The sequence below is a fragment of the Lentzea sp. genome (assembly GCF_035525475.1).
Classification (GTDB): Bacteria; Actinomycetota; Actinomycetes; order Mycobacteriales; family Pseudonocardiaceae; genus Lentzea.
Genome location: NZ_DATLEC010000161.1, coordinates 1 through 15,431 on the forward strand (window position 1 = coordinate 1; position 15,431 = coordinate 15,431).

Below are 15,431 nucleotides of genomic sequence, written 5' to 3' on the forward strand. Positions count from 1 at the left end.
GAAGCCCGCGACCTTGTCACCGAGGTTCTTCTCGGTGTCACCGCGCAGGTCCTGGCTGGGCGGCGTGCTGTAGCGGGCGGTGCTCGTGCTCTCGCCCTGCTGCGTCATGGCTGGTGAGTTGGCCTGCGACGCCTGGCTGCCGTCTTCGGCGTTCTTGCCGACGACGGTCGTTTCGGAGTGGCTCTTCTCGCCGACCGCACCGCCCCAGTTGATCTCGAGATCCTTGAGGAGCTGACCGCGGATTGTGTTGTCGATTGACTCGAGCGTGCCCGCCAACTCGCGCAGCGCCGCGGATGCCTCACTGAACCGCGTCACGATCGTGCTGCTGGAGAGCTTCTGGACCTCGTTGGCGAGATCTTGGTTGGACCAACCGTCAAAGTTCCAGTCGTTGAGCTGCCGATAACCCGACATGGCTCCCCCTCACTTCACCGTCTTGAGCGTTGCGAGCGCGAGACCCGCGGCCTTTTCGGCCTTCCCGCACAGTGCGGCTTGATCCTTCTCCTTGGTGGTGGTCGGGATGTAGCTGACCATCAGCTGCTGCCCGTCTGCGACGTCGATCGCCACCGAGCAGTCGAACCCGGATCCACCCTTGAGCTGGACCTGCACCGCACCGTAGTCGCCAACCTTGATCACTTTCGCATCAACGTTGCCGCCACCTTGCAGCCAATAGGAAACACCGTTGTGGGTCACCGCACCGACCTGATAGCCGAAGCCGCCATCACTGCCGTAATCGCAGCTCGGCGACTCCTTGCCCTCCACCAGGTCCAACTGCACAGGATCGGCGGAAACGGCGTTGACCTGCTTCATCTGATCCGCTGTGAGGAGCTTGCAGGTGTCCACTGAATCCAGCTTGAGAGCCTGCGGACGAGCCGGCAACTTGGTACCGGAGTCGCTGTCGGAGGAACTGGTCGCTGGCGGCGCGGGAGCCGGATTTCCCTTTTCACCACTGGTCGTGCACGCCGACAGAGCTGCGGCGACCAGGATCAAACCGGCGAGCTTCGACACGTGCATCATGACTTCTTCGTATTGCTGAACACTGCGGTGATCTCGTCTTCGGTGAAGCCGTACTGCTCGGCCGACGACTTCAACTGGTCAGAGAGGTTCCGCAGCTTTTCCATGTAGAGGGAGATCCTGTTGGCATAGGAGTCTTCGTGAAAAACAAGGCGGTCGTTCCAAGCGTTGACGACGTCCTCGGTCACCTTGTCCCCGGTGGCAGGAATCCGCAGCTTGGGGACATTGCGCTTGTACGCCGCCTCCAGCTGGTCGAATTGTTGCTCGACGATCCGGCCCGCCTGCAGGACGGTGTCCTTGTCGACGTGGAACTGCTGCGTCGACGGGCCAGCCGACAGCCTGTCCATCACCGCCGATGCGGCCTTGAAGGCGCCGATCGCACCGGCCACCGCGCCGCCAGCCAGTCCCGCAGCGGCACCGAGAACGGCATCCGCCCCCGCGTTCTCCTGTGTCACGACGTCCTACCCCCGTACGGTCGGTAACGGTTCGGTCCCACTTCGCAGGTTACCAACGCCCGCGTAATACGGACCTGTGGTTGGACGAACTCCACCCCTCGTCGGTTCCACGTCACCCTCGGTACCCGATCGAACCGGGCACAGGAAGTCGGGTACGAGCGCACCTGGCCCCCTAGCTTTGAGCACGTGCTGGAACGACTCAACGAGGCCATGGCCCGCATCGAGCAGGACCTCGACGGTGAGGTCGACGTCAGGCTGCTCGCCCGGATCGCGGGCACCAGTGAGTACCACCTGCGGCGGATGTTCAGCGCGTTGGCGGGCATTCCGCTCAGCGAGTACATCCGCAGGCGGCGGCTCACCAGGGCTGCGAGTGAGGTCCTCAGTGGACAGGACTCGTTGCTCGACATCGCCACGCGGTGGGGTTACGGGTCCAACGAGGCCTTCGCGCGGGCTTTCAGGGCCATGCACAACATCGGTCCGCAGGAAGCGCGTACAAGCGAGAAACCGTTGCAGTCACAGCAGATTCTCACGTTCAGGCTGGTTGTCGAAGGGAGTGCGAGCATGGAGTACCGGATCGTGGAGAAGGACGAGTTCCGGGTTGTCGGACGGGGGACTCGGGTGCCGTTGGTGCACCTGGGGCAGAACCCCGCGATCGTCGAGTTCGTCAAGGGCATCGGCATGCCGACGTTGGAACGGATGAAGGAGCTCAGCGACGGGGAGCCGGGAGGGTTGCTGGCGCTGACGTTCAACCAGGAAGGGGTCGAGGAGGGTGATCACCTCGATTACTTCCAGGGGGTGGTGACGAGCCGAGACGCGCCGAGTGACATGGAGGTCATGACGGTGCCCAAGAACACGTGGGCGGTGTTCCGGACCGAGGGGCCTTATCCCGAGACGATTCAGTACATGTGGCGGGACGTCTACACGCAGTGGTTCCCGTCCACCAGCTACCAGAGCGTCGAGGGGCCGTCGATGTTGCGCACGGAGATCGACGGCGACACGGCCACGGCGGAGCTGTGGATTCCGGTCACCAGCTGAGGGCGAGGCGTTCGGTGACGTCTCGCAGTTCCAGCACGGAAAGCCACTGAGGGGGGATCACGGCAACGCCGTCGCGGGCGCCGAGGATGTTGCCGCAGATCGACCCCGTCGAGTCGCTGTCGCCCGAGTGGTTCACCGCGTAACGCACGGCCGACGGGAAGTCCGTGCCCACCAGGGCGGCGTGCAGGCCGATGGCCAGGGCTTCCTCGCCCACCCAGCCGCCGCCGAGTTCGGACTCGATCTCCTCGGGGGTCAGCTGGCCGAGGCGCATCACCTTGTCCAGCAAGGTGGTCTGCTCCTCGTGGCCGTCCCAGCGAACCAGTTCGGCACGGGACGTCGCCACGGCTGAAGGAAGATCCGCGCCGTCGAGCAGTGCGCGGACGATCACCGCCAGGACACCGGCTGACAGGTAGCCGCTCGGGTGGTGGTGGGTCATGCGGGCCGTGTCGACGGCCAGCTCGAAGACCTCGCGGACGTCACTGGACCACACCGCCACGGGGGCGGCGCGCATCACGCCGCCGCAGCCCTTCGAGTTGTTCTTCTCGTTGTGCTTCAACGCGGTGATGCACGTGTGGCCCGGGGCGCGCCGTGAGTGCAGGCGCTGGTCCGACATCAGCCAGCCGTCATCGGCAACGGGCGGGCCGCCCTGCGTGTGCAGCCAGCGCGCGTAGGCGGCCCGCACGGTCAGCCGCGGGTCCACGCCGTGCTGGCGTGCCAGCAGAAGACCTTCGAGTGTGAACAGCACCATCTGGGTGTCGTCGGTGATCTCCAGAAGAGGCAGGTCCACCACGCCGTCGGGGCCGTGGAGGCGCCTGATCACGTCGATCGACGAGAACTCGATCGGCGCGCCCAGGGCGTCGCCTACGGCCCCTCCCAGCAGGCATCCGAGCAGGTTCACGTCACCGTGATCTTGCCTTCGACCGCCTTCAGGGCGATGTCCGAACGGTGGTGCGAGCCGGTCAGGTGGATGTCCTCGATGCGCTTGTAGGCGCGGTCGCGGGCCTTCGACAGCGACTTGCCGGTGCCCACGACCGACAACACGCGTCCGCCGGTCGACACGACCGCTCCGTCCTCACGGCGGCGCGTGCCGGCGTGCAGCACGCCCTCGGCCTCGGAGCCGGTGATCACGTCACCGGTGCGCGGGCGGTTCGGGTAGCCCTCGGCGGCGACCACGACGGTCACGGCGTAGCCGTTCTCCCACTCCAGGGCGGGAAGCGAGGCCAGCGAACCGGACGCGGCCGCCAGGAACAGGGAGGAGATCGGCGACTTCAGCAGAGCCAGCACCGACTGCGTCTCCGGGTCGCCGAAGCGGCAGTTGAACTCGATCACCTGCACACCGGAGGAGGTCAGAGCCAGACCGGCGTACAGGAGTCCGACGAACGGCGTGTCACGAGCGCGCAGCTCGTCGACGACCGGCTGCACGCAGCGCGAGACGATCTCGTCCACAAGCCCGTCGGGCGCCCACGGCAGCGGCGCGTACGCACCCATGCCGCCGGTGTTCGGGCCGGCGTCGCCGTCGGCCACGCGCTTGAAGTCCTGCGCGGGGATCAGCGGCACCACGGACACGCCGTCGGTGACGCAGAACAGCGACACCTCGGGACCGTCCAGGAACGACTCCAGCAGCACCGGGTGGCCGCCGTCGAGCAACGTCATCGCGTGCGCGCGGGCCGCGGCCAGGTCCGCGGTCACCACGACGCCCTTGCCGGCGGCCAGGCCGTCGTCCTTCACGACCCACGTCGGGCCGAAACGGGCCAGGGCCGCGTCCAGACGGGCCGGGTTGTCCACGACCTCGCTGTGCGCGGTCGGCACCCCGGCGGCGTTCATGACGTCCTTCGCGAACGCCTTCGAGCCCTCGATGCAGGCAGCCGCACGAGAGGGGCCGAAGCACGGGATGCCGAGCTCGCGGACCGCGTCGGCGGCCCCGACGACCAGCGGTTGTTCGGGGCCGATGACGACGAGGTCGGCCTTCCACTCCTTCGCGAGGGTGGCGACCGCCGAGGCATCCGCGACGTCGACGCCGTAGATCTCGGCGTGTCCCGCGATTCCCGCGTTGCCCGGCGCGCACGCCAAAGCAGTCAGCTGCGGGTCGCGTGACAACGCGAGGACAAGGGCATGCTCACGGGCTCCAGACCCGATGACCAGGACGCGCACGATTCCTGAGCGTAGTTCAGCCGAGTGCCTGCTTCGCCCCTGGGTGCAGCGGGACCGGGTCGGTGGCCGAGGCCTTGTCCCTGGCGATGTCCTTCACGGCAGGGTGAACCTTCTCCAGGTCGGCCTTCTTGTCGAAGATCAGCTTGGTCACCGCGCAGGCGTTGTTGGCCGCGAAGTCCTCGCGCACGAGCAGCAGGTTCGGCACCACGATCGTGGAAACCTCGGCGACGCCGTAGGTGGCGGCCGGGATCGGCGCCGTGTCGTACACCGGGCTGATCTTCTTCATCTCCGGCAGCAGCGGGGTGATGTCGACGAACTTCACCCGGTCCTTCAACGAGGTGGTGATGTCCGTGATCTGCGGCGTCGGCAGCCCGCCCGACCAGATCAGGCCGTCGATGCTGCCGTCCTTCATCCCGTCCGCCGTCTTGGTCAGGTCCAGCCGCTGGGCCTGGACATCGGAGTCGATGTCGAGACCCGCCGACTTCAGCAGGCGGCCCGCGATGACCTCGGTGCCGGACTTCGGCGACCCGGTCGAGATCCGCTTGCCCTTCATGTCCGCCACGGAGTTGATCCCGGAGTCCGCCCTGACCAGCACCTGCGTGTAGTTCGAGTAGATCCGCGTCAGCGCGGCGACCTTCTCCTTCTTGCCGTTGAACGCGCCGGTGCCGTTCACGGCGTCGGCGGCGGTGTCGGCCAGCGAGAACGCGATGTCGTACGTGCCGCCGACGAGCTGCTGGATGTTCTGCACGGACGCGCCCGTCTCGGCCGACGACGCCTTCAGCTTCGTGTTGTCGCTGATCAGCTTCGCCAGACCACCGCCGACCACGAAGTACACGCCACCGGAGTTGCCGGTCGCGATCGTGATCCGGCCGTCCGAGGCCTCGCAGGACGCCTGGGAACCGCCCGCGTCCGGGGTCGTGGGCGTGCGTTTGCCGCCACATCCGGAAACCACGAGCGCCAATGCGATCGCACCGATCGCGTACTTACGCGGCTGCATCACGAACCCTCCCACGGGTGACCAGGTGGACCGCCACGGCCACCACGAGGAACCCGGCCCCGATGGCGATCGTCAACGGCTGCAGGTAGAGCAGGAACAACGCCGCCGGCACGCACAACACGCGTTCCGGCCAGCGCGCGGGACCGAACAACCAGCCGCCCGTCAGCACGGCGAGGGCGGCGACCCCCAGTGCGGACGCCCCGAACGTCCACACCGAGTCCAGCCACGGCCCGCGCAACAGCAGCGCGGAACCGGAGTCGGTCAGCACGAACGCCAGCGGCACGAGGAACGCCGGCAGCGTGTACTTCCACGTCTGCCACATCGTCTTCATCACGTCGCCGCCGGTCAGCGCCGCGGCGGCAACGGCAGCAAGCGCGGTCGGCGGCGTCACCTCGGACAGCACCGCGTAGTAGAAGATGAACATCGCGGTCTCGGCCGGCTCGACGCCCAGCGTGATCAACGCCGGCCCGATCACGACCCACGAGATGATGAACGACGCCGTCACCGGCACGGCCAGACCCAGCACCGACACCGCGACGGCCGCGAACACCGCCGTCAGCATCAGGACCGCGGTCTCCGAGGACGCCAGCGCCGACGCCAGGTCCACCAACGACCCCGCAAGCGCTTGCCCCAGCCCCGTCTTGGTGATCGTCGACGTCACGACACCGGCCGCCGCACACACCGCGATCACCGGGAACGCCGAGCGCACACCGGTCGACAACGCGTCCGCGATCAGCCGGAACCAGTCGCGCCGGTGGTTGATCAACGCGAACAGCGCGGCCACGCCGGTCGCGTAGACCACGGCCTTGTAGACCGGGATGTCCAGCGCCAGGAAGACGATGATGATCCCGAGCGACAGGAAGTGGTACCAGCCGAGCTTGAGGACGTCGAGGAACCGCGGCGCGTCCACGTCGACCGGCTTGGCCCCGAACCGCCGCGCGTCGGCCTCCACCGCCAGGGCGATGCCCAGGTAGTAGAGCAGCGTCGGGATGACCGCCCAGACCAGCACCGACAGGTACGAGACCTTCAGGTACTCGGCGATGATGAACGCCGCCGCGCCGAGCGTGGGCGGCGACAGGATCGCGCCGATGCCGGACGCCGCGAGCAGCCCGCCCGCGTTCTCCTTGGGGTATCCGGCCTTCTGCAGCATCGGCCACGTCACGGCGCCCAGCGACACGGTCGTCGCGGTGCCGGAACCGGACACGGTGCCGAGCAGGAAGCCCGCGGTCGCCGCCGTGCGCCCCGGCGCCGTCCGCGACTTGCGGAACGCGGCGAAGCTGACGTCGACGAAGAACTTGCCCGCGCCCGAGGCGTTCAGCACCGCGCCGTAGATCGTGAACAGCACGATGTAGGTCGCGGCGACGTCCAAGGGGATGCCGTAGAACCCGCTGGAGTCGTTGAAGAACCCGTTGATGATCTGCGAGAAGTCGACGCCGGAGTGCGCGATCGGCCACGACGTCGGCAGGAACCCGCCGTAGTAGGCGTAGGCGATGAACGCCAGGCACACCACCGGCAGCACCCAGCCCGTCGTGCGCCGGCACGCCTCCAGGACCAGCACGAGCAGCACCGCGCCCGCCGCCACGTCCAGCGACGTCAGCTGCCCCTGCCGGTTCAGGAACTCGTCATAGCCCCCGAACAGCGGGTACGCGCAGACGACGAACGCGGCGAACGCCAGCACCCAGTCCCACCAGGGCGGCTCGTGCCCCCGGCCGTAGGACAGGAACACGAGCGGCAGCGTCACCGCCAGGAAGATGATCAGGTAGTACTGGCTCCCCTTGGCGAACGGGAAGAACACCTGCTTCAGCACGAGGAGCGCGATCAGCAGACCGGCGATCCACAACGCACGCTCCCACCGGGGTGAGAGCGAACGCGACGGCATCTCCTCGTCGTGCTCCGCGACGATGCGGGCGGGGTCCGGGTTGGCCACGCCCGAACCGTACTGTGGTCGCGATCACAGCGGCAGACGATCAATCCAAAGGAACTGCAAAGACTCAGACGATCGCACTGTCCACATAGCACCAGCGCCAGTCCTCGCCCGGCTCGACCGAGCGCATGACCGGATGCCGGGACGCGCCGAAGTGCTTGGTCGCGTGCTTGCGGGGGCTCGAGTCGCAGCACGCCACGTGCCCGCAGGACAGGCACATCCGCAGGTGAGCCCAGATGCGCGAGCCCTCGGCGAGGCAGTCGACGCACCCCTCGGTCGACTCCGGCGCCACCGAGGACGGCAGCGCTTCGACGTGCGAACAGGTCATGACTTCCATCATTACGCAAAATAAGCGGCATGGTCGGGCCTGAACTTCTGCTGCTGTTGCTCGGTGCGCTCGTCGTCACGGCGCTCGCCCGCCGGCTCAACTGGCCGGCGCCGCTGGTGCTCGTGGCCGTCGGGCTCGTGGTCTCGTTCATACCGGGCGTGCCGGAGTTCGAGCTCGATCCCCACCTGATCCTGCTGGTGGTGCTGCCGCCGCTGCTCTACAGCGCCGCCCTCGACAGCTCCTACCTCAACATCCGGGCGAACCTGCGGCCGATCGGGCTGCTCGCGGTCGGGCTGGTGCTGTTCACGACGCTCGTCGTCGGCGTCACGGCCAAGCTCGTCTTCCCCGACCTGCCGTTCGCCGCGGCACTGGTCCTGGGCGCGGTGGTCGCCCCGCCGGACGCCGTGGCCGCGGTGGCGATCGGCCGCAAGCTCGGCCTGCAACGGCGGGCGATGACGTTGCTGGTCGGCGAGAGTTTGATCAACGACGCCACGGCGCTCACCGCGTTCAAGGTCGCGGTGGCGGCCGCCGCGGGCACCGCCATGCACCCGGCCGAGGGCGTGGGACTGTTCCTGCTGGTCACGGCGGGCGGCATCGCGGTCGGCCTGGTCGTGGGCGTGGTGGTCCGGTTCCTGCGCAGGCGGCTCTGCGAGGGCGTGCTGGAGAGCGCACTGGGGCTGCTGGTGCCGTTCGGCGCCTACCTGATCGCCGAAGAGGTCGCGCACGTGTCCGGTGTCCTCGCGGTCGTCGTCGCCGGCCTGTACGTCGGCCACCACTCGCCGCGCGGCAAGTACTCGACGCGGTTGCAGGACGCGGCGGTGTGGCGAGCGCTGGACGCGCTGCTGGAGGCGTTCGTCTTCGCTCTCATCGGGCTGCAGGTCTCCGCGATCATCTCCGACGTCGACCTGAACGCCGCCCTGCTGCTCGGGGCCGGGGCCGTGCTGCTCGCGACGATCCTCGCCAGGTTCGTGTGGATGTACCCGGCCACCTACATCCCGAGGTACCTGTCGAAACGCCTGCGGGAGCGCGAACGCCCGCCCCATCTCGGCCAGGTGACGGTGATCGCGTGGGCCGGCATGCGCGGCGTGGTGACGCTGGCCGCGGCGGCCGCGATCCCGCCGGAGGTCCCCGGCCGGGACGTCATCGTGTTCTGCGCCTTCGTGGTCACGATCGCGACGTTGCTGGTGCAGGGCACCACGCTGCCGTGGCTCATCGGCAAGATCGGCTACGCGGGCGATGACGCGCGGCAGGACGCGCTGGCGGAGGCCCAGGTGCAGCACAGGGCCGCGCAGGCGGCGGTGACCAGGCTGGACGAGGAGGTCGACGACGTCCCCGAGCACGTGCGCGACCAGCTGCGCTCGCTCGCCGAGCACCGGGGCAACGCCGCGTGGGAACGGCTCGGGCGCCAGGAGGAGGAGAGCCCGGCGGCCGCGTACCGGAGGCTGCGCCGGGTGATGCTGGGCGCGGAACGTGACGAGTTCATCAGGGCACGGGACAAGGGCGAGATCGACGACGAGGTGCTGTTCCGGGTCCTGCGCGAGCTCGACCTGGAAGAAGCCGCCCTGTCTCGTGAGTAACCGTTCACCTGCATTTCGTGTTGCGATGCTTGGGTGCGCTTCCAACACAAACGGGAGGTCGAACGATGCATCGGAGAGGTCTCGCCGCAGTAGTGCTCGTGTTCGCGGGTGCGGTCGTGGCAACCCTGCCCTCCGCCTCGGCACACGACGACAAGGGCCCGATCGTCATCGGGCACCGCGGCGCGTCGGCGTACCGGCCCGAGCACACGCTCGCGTCGTACGAGCTCGCGGCGCGCATGGGTGCCGACTTCATCGAACCGGACCTGGTGCCGACGAAGGACGGCAAGCTGGTCGCCCGGCACGAGAACGAGATCGGCGGCACGACGGACGTCGACACGAAGGCGGAGTTCGCCGGCCGCAAGAAGACCAAGACCATCGACGGTGCCGCCATCACCGGCTGGTTCACCGAGGACTTCACGCTCGCCGAGCTGAAGACGTTGCGCGCCGAGGAACGCATCCCGGCGATCCGCCCGCGCAACACCCTCTACGACGGCCGGTTCGAGATCCCGACGCTGCAGGAGGTCATCGACCTCTCGAAGCGCCTGTCCCGCGAGCTGCATCGCGAGATCGGCATCTACCCGGAGACCAAGCACCCGACGTACTTCCAGTCGATCGGTCTCGCGCTGGAGCCGAAGCTCGTCGACGTGCTCAACCGCAACGGTCTCAACCGGAGCAGCGCCAAGGTCTACGTGCAGTCGTTCGAGGTCGCGAACCTCAAGCAGCTGAACAGGTCGCTGCGCGTGCCGATCGTGCAGCTCGTCAACGGATCGGGCGCGCCGTACGACTTCGTCGTGGCCGGTGACAAGCGCACCTACGCCGACCTGGTCACCCCGGCCGGTCTGCGCGAGGTCCGCTCGTACGCGGACGGTGTCGGCCTCACCAAGGACATCATCATCCCGCGTGACGCCAACGGGTTCCTCAAGACTCCGACGACCGTGGTCAAGGACGCGCACAAGCTCGGCCTGATCGTGCACTCCTGGACTTTCCGCAACGAGAACGCGTTCCTGCCCAAGGACTTCCAGTCCTCCGCAGACCCGGCCGCGTACGGCCGGGCCTTCGAGGAGTACGACCTGTTCTTCAGGCAGGGACTCGACGGCGTGTTCGCGGACAACCCCGACACGGCCGTCGAGGCCAAGGTCAAGCGCTAGCGAGCGAGAGGGTGCGGTCCCCGTCGAGCAGCCCTCGCTGCTCGAGCAGGGGCCGCACGCCCTCGCCGAACCAGTAGGCCTCCTCCAGGTGCGGGTAGCCGGAGAGGACGAACTCCTCGATGCCGATGGAGTGGTACTCCTCGATGAGGTCCGCGACCTCGGAGTGCGAGCCCACCAACGCCGTTCCCGCGCCGCCGCGGACGAGTCCGACACCGGCCCACAGGTTCGGGTAGATCTCCAGACCGCGCACGCCACGGCTCAGGTCACCGCCGTGCAGTGCCACCATCCGTTGCTGCCCAACGGATTCCGAAGCACCCAGCTGGGCCTGCGCCTTCGCCACCGCCTCCGGGTCCAGCGCGTCGAGCAGCTTCGCGGCCGCTTCCCACGCCTCCGCCGACGTGTCCCGGCTGATCGTGTGCAGCCGGATGCCGAACCGGATCGGCCGGTCCGTCAACGCCCGCACCCGCGCGATCTTCGCCGCCACGTCGGCGGGCGGCTCACCCCAGGTCAGGTAGACGTCGGCCCTGGCAGCGGCCACCGGCAGAGCGGCGTCCGACGAACCGCCGAAGTAGATCGGCGGCACCGGGTCCGGCGCAGCCAGCACCGTCGCGTCCCGCACCTGGTAGTGCTGCCCCTGGAACGTGTACGGCTCGCCGGTCCAGATGCCGCGCACGATCCGCAGGAACTCGTCGGTGCGCGAGTAGCGCTGGTCGTGGTCGAGCCAGTCGCCGAACCGTTGCTGCTCAACGGAATCGCCGCCGGTCACGACGTTCAGCAGCAACCGGCCGCGTGAGATCCGCTGGTACGTCGAGGCCATCTGCGCCGCGAGCGTCGGCGACAGCACACCCGGCCGGAACGCCACGAGGAACTTCAGCGTCTTGGTCTGCGCGATCAACGCGGCCGTGGTCAGCCACGCGTCCTCGCACCACGTCCCGGTCGGCGTCAGCACGCCGGTGAACCCGACCTGTTCGGCCGTGCGCGCGATCTGCGCCAGGTAGTCGATGTCCGGCTCGCGGCGTGCGCCCGCGGCAGGTGCCCGGTTGGCGTGGAAGTGCTCCACGACCGTGCGCCCGTCGCCGGACGTCGGCAGGAACCAGTGCAGCGTGATGCTCATGCCAGATCTCCCTGGAACCTCGTGTCGACGAACTTCGCGAAATCGACCTTGCCCGGCAGCGTCTTCTCCTCGGTGAACGCGTCCGCGAGCTCCTGCTGCGACTTGATCAGGGTGTCGTCGAGCTTCACCGGCAGGTCGCCGTTGCGGTTCACCGCGGCGAACGCGACCTCGTACTTGAGCCCGGTCTCCGCCGACCACGCCTTCGCCCACTCCTCGCGGTGCGTGTCGGCCCACTTCTGGGCCTTGTAGTAGCGGATCAGGTACTCCTTGAGCGCCGGGGTCTTCCCCTTGTCGTCCAACGCCTTGCGGCCCGCGACCTGGAAGCCGTACCCGTTCGCCCTGCCCTCACCGGTGGTCAGCACCCGCGCCTTGGCCTCCTGCTGCGCCTGCGCGGTGTAGGGGTCCCAGACGGCCCAGGCGTCGACCTTGCCCTGGGTGAAGGCCCCGTACGCGTCCGACGGCTGCAGGAAGTTCAGCGTCACGTCCTTGGTCGTCAACCCGTTGGCGCGCAACGTGAGCAGCACCTGGCCGTGGGCGGAGCTGCCCTTGGCGACCGCGATGTTCTTGCCCTTCAGGTCGCTGACGGTGCGCAGCGGCGAGCTGTCCGGCACCAGGATCGCGTCGGCCTCGACCTGCCCCTTCGACGCGCCGACGGCGGCGATCCTGGCGTTCGCGGCGGCGGCGAAGATCGGCGGGGTGTTGCCCACACCGCCGATGTCGATGGCTCCGGCGGACGCGGCCTCCAGCAGCGGCGGGCCGGAGGTGAACGTCGACCACTCGATCTCGTACGGGAAGTCGTCGAGCAGACCGGCGGCGGTGAGCACCGCCTTCGCGCCGCCCTTCTGGTCGCCGACCTTGAGCACGACGTCGCCGGCGGGGGTGTCCTGCGCGGTGGCCGAGCACCCGGTGGTGAAGATGATCGCGGCGAGCAGGCCGAGCAGCTTTCGATGGGCCGGCTTTCGGTCAAGCGGCTGTGTCAACGTCCACTCCCAGGTCAGCGAGCACGCGGGTGCGTTGCTCCACGACGGAGGCCCGGCGGCGCGGGCGGGGCAGGTCGACGTGGTGCGTGGCGACGATCCGGCCCTCGTCGAGCACGAGGATCCGGTCGGCCAGCAGCAACGCCTCGTCGACGTCGTGCGTCACGAGCAGCACCGCGGGCCGGTGCCGGGCCCACAGGTCTTCCACCAGGTGGTGCATGGCCAGCCGGGTCAACGCGTCGAGCGCGCCGAACGGCTCGTCGAGCAGCAGCACGTCCGGCTCGCGGACCAACGCCCGCGCGAGCGAGACCCGTTGCGCCTCACCGCCGGACAGCGTCAGCGGCCACGCGTCGGCGTGATCGGCCAGCCGCACCTCTTCCAGCGCCTTCAGGGCGACCGCGCGGCCGTCGGGCTTGTGCAGGCCGAGCGAGATGTTGCGCCAGACCTTGCGCCACGGCAGCAACCGCGGCTGCTGGAACGCGATCGACACCGTGCCGTCGACCCGCGCCTCACCGGTGATCTCCCGGTCCAGGCCCGCGAGGACGCGCAGCAGCGTCGACTTGCCGCAGCCGCTGCGTCCGAGCAGCGCCACGAACTCGCCCGGCGCGATCTCCAGGTCGACGTCGTCCAGGACGGTCCGTGCGCCGAAGGCCTTGCGCAGTCCGCGAACGGTCACCGGGCTCGCCATCGCAGCACTCTCCTCTCCAGCAGGCGCACCAGCGCGTCGGTGGACAGGCCCAGCAGCGCGTAGACCACGAGGCCGACGACCACGACGTCGGTGCGGAGGAACTCACGGGCGTTGTTGATCAGGAACCCGAGTCCGGAGTCGGCGTTGACCTGCTCGCCGACGATCAGGGACAGCCACGCGCTGCCGAGCGCGATCCGCAGCCCCACCAGGGTCTGCGGCACGGCGGAGGGCAGCACGACGTGCACGACCCGTTCGACGCGGCTGTAGCCCAGGACGCGGGCGGCCTCGACGAGACCGGGGTCGGTCTGCCGGATGCCGGAGTGCAGGTTGAGGTAGAGCGGGAACGCCACACCGGCCGCGACCAGCGCGAGCTTCGGTTCCTCGCCGATGCCGAACCACAGGATGAAGAGCGGGATCAGCCCGAGGTGCGGCAACGTCCGCAGCATCTGGACGGGCGGGTCCAGCAACGTCTGGCCCCACCGGGAAAGGCCGGAAACGAGACCCAGGGCGACGCCGACCAGGCCGCCGACGAGAAATCCGAAGAAAACGCGGCCGAGTGACACGAGAAATGCGTCGACCAATTGTCCGTCGGCGATGAGCTCACCGGCGGACTGCGCCACGGTCAGCGGAGAGGCCAGCTTCTCCGGCGGCAGCACACCCGTTGAGCTGGCCAGTTGCCACAGCAGAACCAGCGCCACCGGGCTGATCCACCGGACCGGCAGCGCGGGTGTGCGAACAAGCGAAAGGGCCACGGCGCTGAAGTACAGGCGAGCCGTGGCCCTTCGTCAACGACGCCCAAATCGTGAAAACGCGTCGTACTTCGAGATAGTCGGTGTCAGCCGAGAACGTCGTGGCGGACGATCGTCTGGTCGCGGCCGGGGCCGACGCCGATCGCCGACACGCGGGCGCCGATGATGCTCTCCAGGTGCTCGACGTACGCCTTGGCGTTCGCCGGCAGCTCGTCGAACGTGCGGCAGTGCGAGATGTCCTCGAACCAGCCCGGCAGCTCCTCGTAGACCGGCACGGCGTGGTGCACGTCGGTCTGCGTCATCGGCATCTCGTCGACGCGGCGACCGTCCACTTCGTACGCGACGCAGACGGGCACCTTCTCCAGGCCCGACAGCACGTCCAGCTTGGTGAGGAAGTAGTCGGTGATGCCGTTGACGCGCGAGGCGTAGCGGGCGATCACGGCGTCGAACCAGCCGGTGCGCCGCGAACGGCCCGTGGTGACGCCGAACTCGCCGCCCTGCTTGCGCAGGTACTCGCCCATGTCGTCGTTGAGCTCGGTCGGGAACGGACCGGAGCCCACGCGGGTGGTGTACGCCTTGAGGATGCCGATCACGGTGGTGATCCGGGTCGGGCCGATGCCCGAGCCCGCGCTGGCGCCGCCGGAGGTCGGGTTGGACGACGTGACGAACGGGTAGGTGCCGTGGTCCACGTCGAGCAGCGTGCCCTGGGAGCCCTCCAGCAGCACCGTCTCGCCGCGCTCCAGCGCCTGGTTGAGCAGCAGCCGGGTGTCCGCGATGCGGCTGGTGAACCTGCTGCCGTGCTCCAGCACGCTGTCCACGACCTGCTCGGGGTCGAGCGCCTTGCGGTTGTAGACCTTGACCAGCACCTGGTTCTTGAAGTCCAGCGCGGCCTCGACCTTCTGCCGCAGGATCTTCTCGTCGAGCAGGTCCTGGGCGCGGACGCCGACGCGGGCGATCTTGTCCTGGTAGCACGGGCCGATGCCGCGACCGGTGGTGCCGATCTTGGCCTTGCCCAGGTACCGCTCGGTGACCTTATCGATCGCCACGTGGTACGGCATGATCAAGTGCGCGTCGGACGAGATGAGCAGGCGGCTGGTGTCCACGCCCTGCTCGTCGAGCCCGTCGAGCTCTTCCAGCAGCACGCCGGGGTCCACGACGACACCGTTGCCGATGACGCTGGTCACACCCGGGGTGAGGATGCCGGAGGGGATGAGGTGCAGGGCGAACTTCTGCCCGTCGGGCAGCACGACGGTGTGCCCCGCGTTGTTGCCGCCCTG

Annotated in this window: 16 protein-coding genes; 3 read left to right on the forward strand and 13 right to left on the reverse strand. The window is 68.6% G+C overall.

Going from position 1 to position 15,431, the window contains the following annotated elements; all coding sequences use genetic code 11:
• The 3 genes from VM306_RS26570 to VM306_RS26580 form a co-directional block, all read right to left on the reverse strand.
• Window positions 1-411, reverse strand: a 411-nt coding sequence (locus VM306_RS26570; RefSeq protein WP_325519849.1) for a hypothetical protein, incomplete at its 3' end; no start/stop codon positions are given.
• A gap of 9 nt (window positions 412-420) precedes the next feature.
• On the reverse strand, window positions 421-1,005 hold the full coding sequence (locus VM306_RS26575; protein WP_325519851.1) for a DUF3558 domain-containing protein: 585 nt from the start codon (window positions 1,003-1,005) through the stop codon (window positions 421-423).
• 5 nt (window positions 1,006-1,010) lie between these two features.
• Window positions 1,011-1,466, reverse strand: coding sequence for a hypothetical protein (locus tag VM306_RS26580; protein WP_325519853.1), 456 nt, complete (start codon window positions 1,464-1,466; stop codon window positions 1,011-1,013).
• 186 nt (window positions 1,467-1,652) lie between these two features.
• Here VM306_RS26580 and VM306_RS26585 point away from each other — a divergent pair, with 186 nt between their 5' ends.
• Complete coding sequence (locus VM306_RS26585; protein ID WP_325519855.1) at window positions 1,653-2,501, forward strand: AraC family transcriptional regulator; 849 nt, start codon at window positions 1,653-1,655, stop codon at window positions 2,499-2,501.
• Here VM306_RS26585 and VM306_RS26590 read toward each other — a convergent pair.
• From VM306_RS26590 to VM306_RS26610, 5 genes are all read right to left on the reverse strand, one after another.
• Entirely contained in the window at window positions 2,491-3,399 is a 909-nt protein-coding gene (locus VM306_RS26590; protein WP_325519857.1) for an ADP-ribosylglycohydrolase family protein, read from the reverse strand. The two genes, VM306_RS26585 and VM306_RS26590, sit on opposite strands and share 11 nt — an antisense overlap.
• The gene (gene purD, locus VM306_RS26595) at window positions 3,396-4,652 is read right to left on the reverse strand and encodes a phosphoribosylamine--glycine ligase (protein WP_325519859.1); all 1,257 of its coding nucleotides are present in this window, start codon (window positions 4,650-4,652) and stop codon (window positions 3,396-3,398) included. Before purD ends, VM306_RS26590 begins: the two co-directional genes overlap by 4 nt.
• 16 nt (window positions 4,653-4,668) lie before the next feature.
• Window positions 4,669-5,649, reverse strand: coding sequence for a TAXI family TRAP transporter solute-binding subunit (locus VM306_RS26600; protein WP_325519873.1), 981 nt, complete (start codon window positions 5,647-5,649; stop codon window positions 4,669-4,671).
• Complete coding sequence (locus VM306_RS26605; RefSeq protein WP_325519875.1) at window positions 5,636-7,528, reverse strand: TRAP transporter fused permease subunit; 1,893 nt, start codon at window positions 7,526-7,528, stop codon at window positions 5,636-5,638. The genes VM306_RS26600 and VM306_RS26605 overlap by 14 nt, the downstream gene beginning before the upstream one ends.
• Before the next feature lie 112 nt (window positions 7,529-7,640).
• Window positions 7,641-7,901, reverse strand: a complete 261-nt coding sequence (locus VM306_RS26610; protein ID WP_325519861.1) for a UBP-type zinc finger domain-containing protein — start codon at window positions 7,899-7,901, stop codon at window positions 7,641-7,643.
• 29 nt (window positions 7,902-7,930) lie between these two features.
• Here VM306_RS26610 and VM306_RS26615 point away from each other — a divergent pair, with 29 nt between their 5' ends.
• Window positions 7,931-9,478, forward strand: coding sequence for a Na+/H+ antiporter (locus VM306_RS26615; protein WP_325519863.1), 1,548 nt, complete (start codon window positions 7,931-7,933; stop codon window positions 9,476-9,478).
• Between the two features lie 65 nt (window positions 9,479-9,543).
• Window positions 9,544-10,626: a glycerophosphodiester phosphodiesterase gene (locus tag VM306_RS26620; protein ID WP_325519865.1), complete on the forward strand. Its 1,083-nt coding sequence runs from the start codon at window positions 9,544-9,546 to the stop codon at window positions 10,624-10,626.
• On the opposite strand, the gene VM306_RS26625 is transcribed toward VM306_RS26620, so the two are convergent.
• The 5 genes from VM306_RS26625 to VM306_RS26645 form a co-directional block, all read right to left on the reverse strand.
• Window positions 10,616-11,740 carry an LLM class flavin-dependent oxidoreductase gene (locus VM306_RS26625; RefSeq protein WP_325519867.1) on the reverse strand — a complete coding sequence of 375 codons (1,125 nt, stop codon included), beginning with the start codon at window positions 11,738-11,740 and terminating at the stop codon, window positions 10,616-10,618. The genes VM306_RS26620 and VM306_RS26625 overlap by 11 nt on opposite strands.
• On the reverse strand, window positions 11,737-12,720 hold the full coding sequence (locus VM306_RS26630; protein WP_414672456.1) for an ABC transporter substrate-binding protein: 984 nt from the start codon (window positions 12,718-12,720) through the stop codon (window positions 11,737-11,739). The genes VM306_RS26625 and VM306_RS26630 overlap by 4 nt, the downstream gene beginning before the upstream one ends.
• On the reverse strand, window positions 12,704-13,405 hold the full coding sequence (locus VM306_RS26635; RefSeq protein WP_325519869.1) for an ABC transporter ATP-binding protein: 702 nt from the start codon (window positions 13,403-13,405) through the stop codon (window positions 12,704-12,706). The genes VM306_RS26630 and VM306_RS26635 overlap by 17 nt, the downstream gene beginning before the upstream one ends.
• Window positions 13,390-14,172 carry an ABC transporter permease gene (locus tag VM306_RS26640; RefSeq protein ID WP_414672457.1) on the reverse strand — a complete coding sequence of 261 codons (783 nt, stop codon included), beginning with the start codon at window positions 14,170-14,172 and terminating at the stop codon, window positions 13,390-13,392. Before VM306_RS26640 ends, VM306_RS26635 begins: the two co-directional genes overlap by 16 nt.
• Window positions 14,173-14,240: 68 nt before the next feature.
• Window positions 14,241-15,431: adenylosuccinate synthase (locus VM306_RS26645; protein ID WP_325519871.1), on the reverse strand; the 1,191-nt coding region annotated here is incomplete at its 5' end.